Source organism: Lysinibacillus mangiferihumi, assembly GCF_003049665.1.
Taxonomy (GTDB): Bacteria; Bacillota; Bacilli; order Bacillales_A; family Planococcaceae; genus Lysinibacillus; species Lysinibacillus mangiferihumi.
The window spans coordinates 171,570-184,625 of the sequence record NZ_PYWM01000002.1; the positions used below are offsets into that span (position 1 = coordinate 171,570).

General features: G+C 41.0%; 12 protein-coding genes. 8 read left to right on the forward strand and 4 right to left on the reverse strand.

Going from position 1 to position 13,056, the window contains the following annotated elements; all coding sequences use genetic code 11:
- Window positions 1-7 precede the first annotated feature (7 nt).
- From C9J37_RS02875 to C9J37_RS02910, 8 genes are all read left to right on the forward strand, one after another.
- Entirely contained in the window at window positions 8-1,462 is a 1,455-nt protein-coding gene (locus C9J37_RS02875; protein WP_107894163.1) for an aldehyde dehydrogenase family protein, read from the forward strand.
- Window positions 1,463-1,475: 13 nt separating this feature from the next.
- Complete coding sequence (locus C9J37_RS02880) at window positions 1,476-2,504, forward strand: ABC transporter ATP-binding protein (protein WP_107894164.1); 1,029 nt, start codon at window positions 1,476-1,478, stop codon at window positions 2,502-2,504.
- Complete coding sequence (locus C9J37_RS02885; RefSeq protein WP_107894165.1) at window positions 2,479-3,456, forward strand: ABC transporter ATP-binding protein; 978 nt, start codon at window positions 2,479-2,481, stop codon at window positions 3,454-3,456. The genes C9J37_RS02880 and C9J37_RS02885 overlap by 26 nt, the downstream gene beginning before the upstream one ends.
- 34 nt (window positions 3,457-3,490) lie before the next feature.
- Window positions 3,491-4,477: a P1 family peptidase gene (locus tag C9J37_RS02890; RefSeq protein ID WP_107894166.1), complete on the forward strand. Its 987-nt coding sequence runs from the start codon at window positions 3,491-3,493 to the stop codon at window positions 4,475-4,477.
- 26 nt (window positions 4,478-4,503) lie between these two features.
- On the forward strand, window positions 4,504-6,033 hold the full coding sequence (locus C9J37_RS02895; RefSeq protein WP_107894303.1) for an ABC transporter substrate-binding protein: 1,530 nt from the start codon (window positions 4,504-4,506) through the stop codon (window positions 6,031-6,033).
- Window positions 6,034-6,049: 16 nt separating this feature from the next.
- On the forward strand, window positions 6,050-6,991 hold the full coding sequence (locus C9J37_RS02900; RefSeq protein WP_107894167.1) for an ABC transporter permease: 942 nt from the start codon (window positions 6,050-6,052) through the stop codon (window positions 6,989-6,991).
- Window positions 6,992-7,003: 12 nt separating this feature from the next.
- A complete protein-coding gene (locus C9J37_RS02905; RefSeq protein WP_107894168.1) occupies window positions 7,004-7,828 on the forward strand; it encodes an ABC transporter permease in 825 nt (274 codons plus the stop codon).
- Window positions 7,829-7,906: 78 nt separating this feature from the next.
- Window positions 7,907-8,347 (forward strand): GNAT family N-acetyltransferase, encoded by a 441-nt coding sequence (locus tag C9J37_RS02910; RefSeq protein WP_107894169.1) that lies wholly within the window; start codon window positions 7,907-7,909, stop codon window positions 8,345-8,347.
- A 165-nt stretch (window positions 8,348-8,512) separates the two neighbouring features.
- Here the strand turns inward: C9J37_RS02910 and C9J37_RS02915 are convergent, their stop codons facing one another.
- The 4 genes from C9J37_RS02915 to proB form a co-directional block, all read right to left on the reverse strand.
- The gene (locus C9J37_RS02915; protein ID WP_107894170.1) at window positions 8,513-9,475 is read right to left on the reverse strand and encodes a carbohydrate kinase family protein; all 963 of its coding nucleotides are present in this window, start codon (window positions 9,473-9,475) and stop codon (window positions 8,513-8,515) included.
- A 27-nt stretch (window positions 9,476-9,502) separates the two neighbouring features.
- Window positions 9,503-10,381, reverse strand: coding sequence for a DMT family transporter (locus C9J37_RS02920; RefSeq protein WP_107894171.1), 879 nt, complete (start codon window positions 10,379-10,381; stop codon window positions 9,503-9,505).
- Window positions 10,382-10,492: 111 nt separating this feature from the next.
- Window positions 10,493-11,743: a glutamate-5-semialdehyde dehydrogenase gene (locus tag C9J37_RS02925; protein WP_107894172.1), complete on the reverse strand. Its 1,251-nt coding sequence runs from the start codon at window positions 11,741-11,743 to the stop codon at window positions 10,493-10,495.
- An 11-nt stretch (window positions 11,744-11,754) separates the two neighbouring features.
- Window positions 11,755-12,849, reverse strand: coding sequence for a glutamate 5-kinase (gene proB, locus C9J37_RS02930; RefSeq protein ID WP_024363498.1), 1,095 nt, complete (start codon window positions 12,847-12,849; stop codon window positions 11,755-11,757).
- Between the last annotated feature and the right edge of the window lie 207 nt (window positions 12,850-13,056).

Consider the following 13,056-nt stretch of genomic DNA (forward strand, 5'->3'; position numbering starts at 1 on the left):
GCGTACAATGCAAATTATTCCTATGTTAATAAATGGAAAGTGGGTACAAGGAGACGGTCAGGCGTTTATAGATGTTGTCAATCCTTCTACTGGTGAAGTACTCGCGCAACTAAAAAATGCTAGTAAGGCACAGGTAGATGAGGCGGTACAAGCTGCACGTATTGCTTTTGAAAGTGAAGAGTGGCGCCAAGTGAAAGCTTTTGAGCGTGGTCAATTATTACTCGAACTAGCACAGTATATTCGCATGCATGCTGAAGAATGGAGTTTGCTAGAATGTCGGGATGTTGGAAAGCCCTTAACACAAGCGCGTGCCGATGTTGAAGCAGCAGCACGTTACTTTGAGTTTTACGGTGGGGCTGCCGATAAACTGATGGGAGACACGATCCCTATCGAAGACGGTATATTAAATGCTGTCGTATTAGAGCCTGTAGGGATTACGGTCCATATTGTACCGTGGAATTATCCTTTACAAATTACGGCAAGAAGCGTTGCCGCAGCAATTGCAACAGGAAATGCAGTCATAGTCAAAAGTGCTGAAGATACCCCGTTGACAACACATGCGATGACACAATGGTTTGCCCGAAAATTCCCAAAAGGGATTTTTCAACATATTACAGGATTAGGTCGTGAGGTAGGTCCGCTGTTAACGACGCATCCTGATATTAATCATATTACATTTACTGGCTCTGTTGCTACAGGGGTGGAAGTGATGAAAGCAGCAGCCCAAAACATCGTACCTGTCACATTAGAACTCGGTGGAAAGTCTCCCAATATTGTGTTTGCGGATGCACCGATGGAACAGGCATTAGAAGGCGTAGTCCGTGCTATTATTCAAAATGCGGGGCAAACATGCTCTGCTGGAGCGCGCTTACTAATTGAAGAAGATGCGAAAGCGTTGTTTATCAAGCGGTTAGTTGACAGGTTTCAAACTTTGAAGATTGGTCCAGGAGAAGCGGATGTCGATATGGGCCCTTTATTAAATGAACGGCAATATGTAAAGATTTCCACACTGTTGAAGCAAGCAAAAGAGGATGGCTATGTTATCACAGGTGGCGATACGCTAACAATTAAAGGCTATGAAAAAGGTTACTATATCCAACCGACGATTCTCGATGGCGTAGATGCCAACGCTCAACTGGCGCAGGAGGAAATTTTCGGGCCGGTGTTAACTATATTGACGTTTTCAACAGTAGAGGAAGCGATTGCCTTAGCCAATGGTACGGATTATGGATTAGTAGCGGGTGTTTGGTCTAAGGATTTAGATACGGCTCATTATGTGGCTAGCCGAGTGAAGGCAGGACAAGTATTCGTCAATAATTACGGCGCAGCAGGTGGGATTCAAATGCCGTTTGGTGGTTATAAAAAGAGCGGAATCGGTCGTGAAAAAGGCTTTGTGGCACTAAGAAATTATACACAAATGAAAAATATTGCGATACGCTATGCAACACCTGAGCGTACGTAACAGGGGGGAGCATGTGGAACAAGCACAAGACAAGCAAGTGTTGTTGGAAGTGAAACATTTACACGTCCAATTTCATTTGAAAAATGGAAAAAAAGCGAAAGTAGTCGATGACGTAAGCTTTGTTATTTATAAAGGTGAGACGGTGGCACTTGTAGGAGAATCAGGCAGTGGCAAGAGTATGACATCGCTGTCAATCATGCGCTTGCTTCCGATGCCTCCTGGAGAAATATCCGCTGGTACCATTACATTAAACGATAAAAATCTACTCGCTATGAATAATAAAGAAATGAGTAAGATTCGAGGCAATGAAGTGAGCATGATTTTTCAAGAACCGATGACATCACTTGACCCCGTTTTTACCATTGGCAATCAAATGATGGAAGCGATTCGTAGGCATCAAAAAATATCTACAAAACAAGCGAAAGAAAAGTCACTACAACTATTAAAAGAAGTGGGTATCGGCAATGCAGAAAAGGTTCTCACTGAATACCAGCATCAGTTATCCGGTGGCATGCGACAACGTGTGATGATTGCTATTGCAATGTCCAATAATCCTCAACTATTGATTGCAGATGAGCCGACAACGGCATTGGATGTTACGGTGCAAGCACAAATTTTAACGTTAATGATGAAGCTGAAAAAAGAACAGCAATCAGCCATATTGTTTATTACACATGATATGAGTGTTGTTGCTGAAACCGCAGATCGCGTCATGGTGATGTATGCTGGCCAAATTGTGGAGGAAGCGCCTGTTCGTGCGTTATTTCTCCAACCGAAACATCCCTATACAGTTGCCTTATTAAAAACGATGCCTACCCTAGAAACTGATATAAAAAGGTTACCATCTATCCCAGGCACTGTACCACCTGCCTATGCATTACCAGAAGGCTGTCGTTTTGCACCACGTTGTCCTTTTGTGATGGAGCATTGCCGTCATGTTTTACCAGAAGTTACGTTGTTGCAGCATCAACATCATGTAAGGTGTCATTTATACACGGAGGAAGGGGCGTTGGTAAATGACGGACAAAGAAGTATTACTTGAAATTCATCATTTAAAAGCTTATTTTCCTGTGAAACGTAAGTCTATGAAAGAAGCAAAAAAAGTCGTTAAGGCTGTTGATGATATTTCAATTGACATCTTCCGTGGGGAGACACTTGGTATTGTTGGGGAATCAGGGTCTGGAAAGTCAACATTTGGGCGCGCGATTTTAAAGCTTGTTGAACCGACAGCTGGAGAAATTTTGTATAAAGGCCAAGCCATTCATCATTTGAAGGGGCGCGAATTGCAAAAATATCGCAACCAAATGCAAATGATTTTTCAAGATCCCTTTGCATCGTTAAATCCACGCATGCGTATAGGCGCCATTATTGACGAACCAATGGCTTTACAATTGCCATTAACGAAAGAGCAGCGTAAAAAACGGGTCAGAGAACTATTACAAAAGGTTGGTTTACCGGAAGATGCTATGCACAAATTTCCCCATGAATTTTCAGGTGGGCAAAGACAACGAATAGGCATTGCCAGAGCACTTGCCATCAATCCGGAGTTTATCATAGCAGATGAGCCAGTTTCTGCTTTAGATGTTTCCATACAATCACAAGTATTAAACTTGATGATGGATTTACAGGATGAATTTCAATTAACATATTTATTTATTTCCCACGATTTAAGTGTTGTCAAACATATTAGCGATCGTGTTGCAGTGCTGTATTTAGGAAGGATTGTGGAAGTAGGCACAAAAAAAGAATTGTATGCACATCCACTTCATCCATATACACAAGCATTACTTTCAGCGATTCCTGTTGTGAATTTTGATGAACCGAAGCAATTAGTCCCATTACAGGGGGAGCTACCAAGCCCGATGAATCCACCGATTGGTTGCGTGTTCCATACACGCTGTCCGTTTGTCATGGAGCAATGTCGGCTAGCGCGGCCTCCATTGCAACAAAAAAATGAGCATCAGCAAGTAGCGTGCTTTTTATACGAAAAATAATCAGAATATTCAATTTTTAAAAGGGGATGGGTTAATGTTTGGCAATATTACCGATGTACCAGGCGTGAAAGTAGGGCATGCGGAAGATAGAGAAGGGATCACGGGATGCTCCGTTATTTTAGTGGAAGACGGTGCTGTTTGTGGAGTCGACGTGCGAGGCTCTGCACCAGGCACACGTGAAACAGATGCATTGGATCCTATTAATGAAATTCAACAAGTGCATGGCATTTGTCTAGCAGGTGGCAGTGCATTTGGTTTGGATGCCACAACAGGTGTCATGCATTACTTAGAGGAACAAGGTGTAGGGGTAGATGCGGGTGTTACCAAAATACCAATTGTACCTAGTGCGGTATTATTTGATTTATTTATTGGTGACGCACATATAAGACCATCAGCTCAGATGGGGTATGAAGCAGCGAAAAATGCCAAGATTGGTGCTTTTGTAAATGGCAATATAGGCGCAGGCTATGGTGCAACAGTTGGCAAATTAGCAGGTCCACAATTTTGTATGAAAGGGGGTTTAGGCAGTAGTTCGCTTGTAGGGAAGGAAGGGCTTATCGTAGGGGCAATGGTAGCGGTCAATGCAGTCGGTGATATAAAGGACCCTACTACTGGAACAACGATTGCTGGGGCGCGTAACCGAGCAACGGGGCAATGGCTGGATAGTTGTTCTCATTTAGAAGAGCATGGTCAATCGCAGGCACTCGCTGGTACCAATACGACCATTGGCGTTGTTGCGATGAATGCAAAGTTAACAAAGGCAGAGGCGAAAAAAATCGCCCAACTAGCACAAAATGCCTTAGCACGTACGATTTATCCTGTCCATACTATGCTAGACGGCGATACGATTTTTGTTTTAGGCACAGGACAGCAAACGTATTCAGTGGACTATATTGGACACTTAGCAACAAAGGTCGTGGAGGAAGCGATTATTGCTGGTGTTAAAGGTGCTACTCAATTAGAGGACGTAGAAAGTTATACAAGTATACAACAACAGCATAAAGGGGGAGAAATACTTTGAAGCAGACTAGAAATTGGGTTTTCCTAATGTTGTTATTGCTTTTAGGGGTGATGATTAGCGCATGTTCAAATGATAATGACAAAAAAGATACAAATAAAGTACCTACAAATGTGCCAGTAACAACTGATACACCGCAAGAAATTGTAGTCCGCATTAATGACGACCCGGATTTTTTAGATCCTCATAAAGCAACAGCCTCGATTTCCTATCAGATGATTCTTAATATTTTTGAAGGATTGATGGCACCCGAAACAGATGGCTCCTTAAAAGAAGGGCTTGCGGAAAGCTATGAAATTTCACAGGATGGTTTAACTTATACGTTTAAAATTCGTTCAGGTGTGAAATTTCATAATGGCGAGGATTTAACAATAGAAGATATTCAATATTCGTTTGATCGCTTAATGGGCAAAAATGGTGGCGAAAAAATGTCGAATAACTTTGATAATGTAGCATCTACTGAAGCCCCAGATACGACGACTTTTGTCATTAAGTTAAAAGAACCGAATTCCAATTTCCTCTATTCCCTGACTGCTCGCCAAGCAGCCATTATACCGAAAAGTAATGATGGCAAGCACAATGAAAACCCAATCGGGACTGGTCCTTTTGCTTATGTGAAATATGCTCCAGGCTCAAATTTAGTGTTGAAAAAGAATGAAAGCTATTGGAAAGAAGGCTTGCCTTACTTAGATAAAGTAACTTTTGCGTTCCAATCCGATGATCAAGCAGCCATTATGAGCTTAATGGCAAATGAAGTAGATTTAACAAGTGTCCCTTGGCAACGGGTAAATGAGGTGGAAAATAGTCATCATTTATCGCATCAAAACAATAACTCTTCTTTAATTGTCACATTTAATGAAACGAAAGCACCGTTTGATAATATCAAAGTGCGTCAGGCCATGAACTATGCCATCAGTAAAGCGGATATTATTGATTCTGTCTTTGCTGGTTATGCTGTACCACTTGGCTCGAACATGAGTCCAGCAATGGGAGACTATCAAAAGAAAGGGTTAGAAGATAAGTACAAGCTTGATGTGGCAAAGGCCAAGGCATTATTAGCTGAAGCAGGGTACCCAGACGGCTTTAAAACCAAAATTACTGTATCTTCTCATAACGATATTTATTCCAATATTGCGCAAATTGTTGCCGCTAACCTCAAAGAAATTGGTGTAGATGTAGAGATTGAAGTGGTGGAATGGGGGATTTGGCTTGATCGTGTGTACTTTGGTCGCGACTATACTATGACGACGATTGATTTAACAGGTCGTGCCTCTGCCTATGAAATTTTAAATGACTATATTTCTACCAATGACAGTGAAAACTTCTTCTTATTTAAGAATGAGGAATACGACAACATCATGGCTGACGTTTTAAAGGAAACAGACACAGCAAAGCAAATTGCTTATTACCAACGTGCACAAGAAATTTTAGCGGAGCAGGCAGTGTCGGTTTATGTAGCGGATTACCAAATCGTCTGGGGTTCTGACAAGCAAGTAATAGGGCTAAAGAGCTATCCATTCTGGTTCCATGATATGTCCGAGGTAAAATTCTCAAACTAGAAAGAGATGATTGCAAATGATGTATATGATACGTCGATTCATCCTGTTAATGACAACGATTCTTCTAGTGTCGATGATTACGTTTGGCGTTTTTCAAATTTTACCTGGGGATCCTGTTCGAACAATGTTAGGAACAGAAGCAGATGCAACACAAATTGAAAACTTGCGGTCTGAGCTTGGTTTGGACCGCCCCCTTTATGAGCAATACACTGATTGGATAAAGGGACTATTGACAGGAGAATTAGGTCATTCCATTCGTTTCTCCATGCCTGTAAAAGATTTATTGTTGGATAGATTGCCTGTCACGATGTCACTAGCTGTCCTGACATTAACCATTGTATTAATGGTTTCCTTGCCGCTTGGCATGTTTGCAGCGAGACGCCAAAATAAGCTGAGTGATGTATCCTTATCGACATTGACACAAATTGGGATGGCGGTGCCTTCATTTTGGCTCGGGATGATGCTGATTTTATATGTGGGCATGCAGTTTAGTTTTTTTAAAATTAGTGGCTATATTCCGTGGTCACAAAGTATTGCCGGGGCGTTAAGTACGCTTATTCTGCCGGCGTTAACTATCGCTATACCTCAAATTGCCGTCAACTTCCGTTACGTGCGTACGGCCATTTTAGAACAAATGCAACTTGATTATGTACGGACAATTCGCAGTAAGGGGATGTCGGAACGGAATGTGATGTATAAGCATGTGTTAAAAAATGCCATGATTCCGATTTTGACCGTTTTTGGTTTGATAATGGCAGAAGTTGTGGCAGGTACGATTATTGTAGAGCAAGTATTTTCATTGCCAGGTGTTGGACAGCTATTGATTACAGCGATTAGTAATCGCGATTTCCCACTAGTGCAAGGCATCGTGATGTATATTACGGTAGCCGTTGTTGTTATTAATTTTATCGTCGATATTTTATATTCTGTGTTAGATCCAAGAATCCGATTACGATGAGAGGTGGATGCAATGGACATTGTGAAACGATATATGAAAAATATAAATTTACTCATTGGTCTACTCGTCATCGTCGGGTTTTTACTTGTTATGATTACTAGCTTTTTTTATACGCCGTATGATGTGAATATGATGAATATTCCCGAAAAATTACACAGCCCAAGTAGTAAGTATCTATTTGGTACAGATGAATTTGGACGTGATATTTTTAGTCGGATGATGAAGGGGACACAAACAGCCTTTGCGGTAGGTTTATTAACGGTCATTATCGGTACATCATTTGGTATTTTAATCGGTGGACTAGCAGGTTTTCTAGGTGGCTGGGTCGATGAACTATTTATGCGCTTAATGGATGCGCTAATGGCTTTTCCAGGCATAATATTAGCGTTAATGCTAGTAGCTGTTTTCGGGCCTGGCGTAGTCAATACCGCAATTGCCCTTGGTGTGATTGCCATACCTGCTATCTCTCGAATTGCACGTAGTGGCTTTGTCCAACATCGGGATGCCGAATACGTACTAGCCGCTAAATTAATTGGTGTCAAACCTTATAACATTATGTTTCGTCATATTTTACCTAATATATCATCCCAAATTATTGTGGCAGCAACGGTTACTTTTGCGACGGCCATGCTTGCGGAAGCAGCACTAAGTTATCTAGGGCTTGGCGTTCAACCACCAAATCCTAGTTGGGGGCGTATGTTAAAAGATTCGCAAGCGTATTTAGTAAAAGCTTCGTGGTATACATTTGCGCCAGGTGGAGCTATTACTCTATTAGTGCTAGGGTTGTATATGTTGAGTAATGCTGTGAGGGATTATATGGACCCCCGCTCAAAATAGTTTTAGTGATTGGCAATGGTATATAAAACGTTTTATACTATAGTAATTATATGCTCATAACTGAGGAGGACTATATTAATGAACGCAACCATTATTACAACAGACAGCGATTTGCAAACGGCTTTAGCTATTCGCAAAGCTGTATTTATAGAAGAGCAACAAATTCCAGCATCCGAAGAATACGATGAATTTGATACACTTGCTGCGTCTTGTGAACATATTCTTGTGTATATCAATGAACAACCCGTTGGTACAGCTCGATTACGTGTAGTAGACGACTATGGCAAACTGGAACGAATTTGTATTTTACAGCCATTTCGTAAATGCGGGCTCGGAAAAGTGATCATTGACAAGCTTGAAGGGTTGGCACAGGAGAAAGGCTTAACGAAGTCAAAACTTAGTGCACAAGTATATGCAGAGGGCTTTTATGAAAAGTTTGGCTATCGTCGCACAGGAGAGGAATATTTGGACGCAGGCATCCCACATGTTTTAATGAAAAAGCAATTTAACAAAGCTTAACATGTAGTAGATTAAATACCCGCGAAATAAATACATTTACCCGCGAATCGAGTGGCTTTACCCGCGAAAAACATAGGAATACCCGCGAATCGAGATTAAATATGGAAGACCTTTAACTATATAAAACAAACTCCATTTTGCGTATGTCAAAATGGAGTCTTTTATTTAAAAAGAAAAAGGTACTTCCTGTAATGATGGATAAGATGTGATGGCACCATGTTTTGTTGTGGATGTAGCGGCATAACGATTGGCAAAAGTAAGAAGGGGCGTAGCAAATGTTTCGCAAAAGGCTTCGAGCGACTCTACTGTAATGTTTTTCTGCAACAACATACTTAAAATGGCACCGATAAAGGCATCACCTGCACCTGTTGTATCAAGCGCTTGTACAACTTCAGCAGCAACTTTTACATGCTGTTGCTTCGTGTAAAGACTAGCTCCTTGTGCACCATGCGTGACGAAAATGACTTGAACCTTGTCTTGAAATAATGACTGAACGGCTTGCTGCTCATCGTCTATCTGCGTTAAAAACGATAATTCCTCATCAGAGAGCTTTACGATATGTGCACGCGGAATAAAGTTTAAAATCGTTTGCCGGCATGCTTCAGCGTCATGCCAAAGGGGGAGTCGTACGTTCGGGTCAAAAGAGACAAGACTCCCCATAGCATGAGCTTGCTCAATAATCGCCTGATGTGTTTGCTTCATTGGACTATCCACCAAGTTCACCGAGCAAAAGTGGAGGATAGCATGAGCTGTTAGTAAATTCGTCGGCAATTGTGCTGGGCTGTACAATAAATCAGCCGCATTTTTTCGATAAAATAAAAAGTCACGTTCACCATCCGCAGTCAAGGACACAAAGGCAAGGCTTGTGTCACCTTCAGTTGTTTGTGCAATATATTGCGTATCTACACCAGCTTGTTTCACGGTAGCAATCAAAAAGTCCCCAAATGCATCTTGTCCAACCTGTGTTAGTAGGGCAGCGGGTTGGCCTAATTTTGCACAGACTGCTGCTACATTCGCCGGTGCACCACCCGCATTTTTCGTAAACTGTTCGACCGATAAAAGCGAACCACTTTGTCCAGCGGGCGTAAAATCAATTAAGAGCTCACCAATTGCATACAGCTTTCGCATACAATACCTCCTTGTCCAATTAATGCTTCATTCCTGCAAATGAGCTTTTTGCTTTGGAATATAAATAGTATAAAAAATCCCACCAAAAATGAGTAAGATACCAAGTGTTTGGATAGGGCTAGGCATGAAATCAAGCAGTAGCATATCTAATAAGATAGCGACAACGGGATCTACAAATACTAAAACAGACACTAGAATAGTAGATAGGCTACGAATACTATCAAAAAATAAATAATAAACGAATCCAGTATGAATAAAGCCTGTCCCTAAAATATAAAGCCAATTCGTTGTTGTCAATCCTTCAAATAATGAAAAATCAACAAACGGTACTAGCATCACAATACCTACCGCCGTTTGTATAAATGTTAAAGCATAGGCGCTTAAATTTTTTATCGTTCGGCTTGTTAACATCGTAAATGCATAAAATAAAGCTGAGAGCAATGCCCACACAAAGCCTGACTGCATAAATTCAGATAATGAAATAAAGTTTTGTAAACCAATAATAAAAATACTGCCGATAAAACAAGTTATCGTTGCGACAAGGGCTTGTACAGTCATTTTTTCTTTAAGCAATAACGCCCCTAAAATAAGCACAAAAATAGGTGCTAAATTATAAATTGAAATGGCAATCGAAATCGACATCTCCTCAAAAGCTTTAAATAAAAATACCCAGTTTAAGACGATAAAGACACCACAAAGAAGGGTGCGCAATAGTTCCTTTTTGTTCCACACCTCCGTTTTATGCCCGCCCGTTATTAGCCATAAAGCGCCAAGAAAGAGCGTTGCACAAACACAACGGATAAAGACTAGCTCTGTAGCGGGTACGCCAGTATGGATCGTAAAAAAGCCGATGGAGCCAAAAATGGCCATAGACACTGTAAGTTTTATGATTGCTGAGACATTCATAACAAACCTGCTTTCTAGTAGTAATGAAATGGCTACTATTTTTTAGCTATCACTATAATGGAGAAACCGAAAGCATTGTCTACTGTCGGCTCTTGTATCATTAGAAAACGATTACTCACGGATTTGCCCATTTCCATGGATGAAATACTTTGTAGATGTTAATGCTGGTAAGCCCATTGGTCCACGGGCATGTAATTTTTGTGTACTAATCCCGATTTCAGCGCCATAGCCAAATTCAAAGCCATCCGTAAAGCGAGTAGAAGCGTTATGATAAACCGCCGCTGCATCTACATTATTTAAAAATGTATCTGCCACAAGCTGATCTTCAGTAACAATGGCCTCTGAGTGGTTCGTACCGTATTGATTAATGTGCTCGATAGCCTCATAAACGTTTTCAACAATTTTGACGCTAATCTTCAAATCTAAGTACTCCGTTGCAAAGTCTTCCTCTGTAGCGGGCTGCGCAAAATCTACCGCTTGGCAAACTGTCGCATCACCTACAATTGTCACGCCTGCTTCATGCAGTGCATTTAGCAACTGTATACCGTGTTCACTAAACCACTCCGGATGAATCAGTAAGCTTTCTGCTGCATTACAAACAGAAGGACGTTGTGTTTTTGCATTTCGGCAAATGTTTTCTGCTTTTATGTAATCGGCAGTTTGGTCCACATAAATATGGCAATTGCCTGCTCCTGTTTCAAGCACAGGCACGGAAGCTTCTCGAACAACTAAATCAATGAGAGCTTTACCACCGCGTGGAATCAGTACATCAAGATATTCTTTTAAATGGAATAATTCCTTTGCTGTGTCACGACTTGTATCTTCGATTAATTGCACTGCATCGACTGGGATAGACGTTTTTTCAAGTGCTCGGTGGATACTTGAAACAAGGGCAATATTTGAAAATTTGGCTGAGGAACTACCACGTAATAGTACTGCATTACCCGTTTTCAATGATAATGTAGCTGCATCCACTGTAACATTTGGTCTAGCCTCATAGATCATGCCGATAACCCCAATTGGCACCATACGCTTCTCAATGAGTAAGCCGTTATCCTTTTCAATATGCTCAAGCGTAGTTCCAACTGGATCATTTAATTTCACCAGTAAATGAATGGCATCAGCCATTGCTGTAATGCGTTCTTTGTTTAACATAATACGATCAAGTGTCGAAGTAGGCATGCCTTTTTCTTTACCATTTGCTAAATCCTTTAAATTTTCAGAAATTAGTATTTCTTGATCGATTAGTAATTGTTCCGCAATTTTTGTTAAGGCATCATTTTTTTCGCATGTTGTTTTAATATTTAAAACATAGCTTGCCGCCTTTGCTCGTTTTCCTTTTTGGTATACTTCACTTGTCATTTGATTTCCTCCTATTTCGTTTGTATTTTTAACCATTTATCCCGATGAATAACCTCTATCGGGTAATTGGTTAATTCATCAGTTCGTTTTCCCATTGCGTGTGCTAGCTCAAGTGATGAATATAATACTTCGCCGCGCCCAATCAGTTTATTATGGCTGTATACCTCAACAACATCACCTTGTTCGAAGTCTCCTTCAACACGATAGACACCTGCTGGAAGTAAGCTTTTGCCATTTTCTAATAATGCGTGTTCCGCACCGTTATCTATAAAAATTTTACCAGAAATTTCCGTTAGTGCAATCCACTGTTTATTATTTGTTAAGACAGCGAGTGCTTCATGCTCTACATATGTCCCGTCGCCTTGCCCATCTAAAATATCGATTAGCTTTTGAGCCCCGTAGCCCGTCCCGATAAATACTTTAACGCCTGCATTTAAAGCTGCACGTGCTGCTAATAGTTTGGACTCCATACCACCTGTGCCAACTTTAGAGCCAGCACCGTCAGCGAAGCCTAGCATTTCATCTGTGACTTCAGTTAACCGATCAATGCGTTTTGCTTGCGGATTTTTATTGGGATTGGCATCGTATAAACCATTAATGTCTGTTAGAATAATGAGCTGGTCTGCGTGGACAAGCCCACTGACAAGTGCGGATAGCATATCATTATCCCCAAATGTTAATTCGCTAACAGATACCGTATCGTTTTCATTAATAATTGGGAGCATAGAGCGCTCAAGCAATTCCTCAAATGTTGCATAGGCATTTTTATAGCGTTCTTTTTTCGAAAAATCAGTTCGTGTAAGTAAAATCTGAGCAGGCATTATATCATAAATACTAAATAGTGCATGATAGGTTTGGATAAGCAAACTTTGTCCGACTGCTGCTGCTGCTTGTTTCCCTTTTACTGTCACAGGGCGAGAAGGGTAGCCGAGTTGTTTAAAGCCTGCTGCTACAGCACCTGACGAAACTAGTAATACTTCATGTCCACATTTTTTTAATTCCGCAATAGCTTGCACGTGATCCATTAAGCGTACTTTATCAATTTCGCCTTTTGCATTTGTTAAAGAGCTACTGCCGATTTTTACAACAATCCTTTTTCTTTCCATCCTAATTCCTCCAGTTCACCATTTGGGAGCATTTCTACCGCGTAAGCCACAAATTGCTGAATAAAGATAAAAAAACCTTTTCGTCCTAAAAACTAGGACGAAAAGGTTGCTTTCCGTGGTACCACCTACATTGAATATCTTGAGATATTCCACTTTCCTCATAACGCTTGAGACTGCGCCTAGTTTGGCTAGGACGTTTTACGAAGT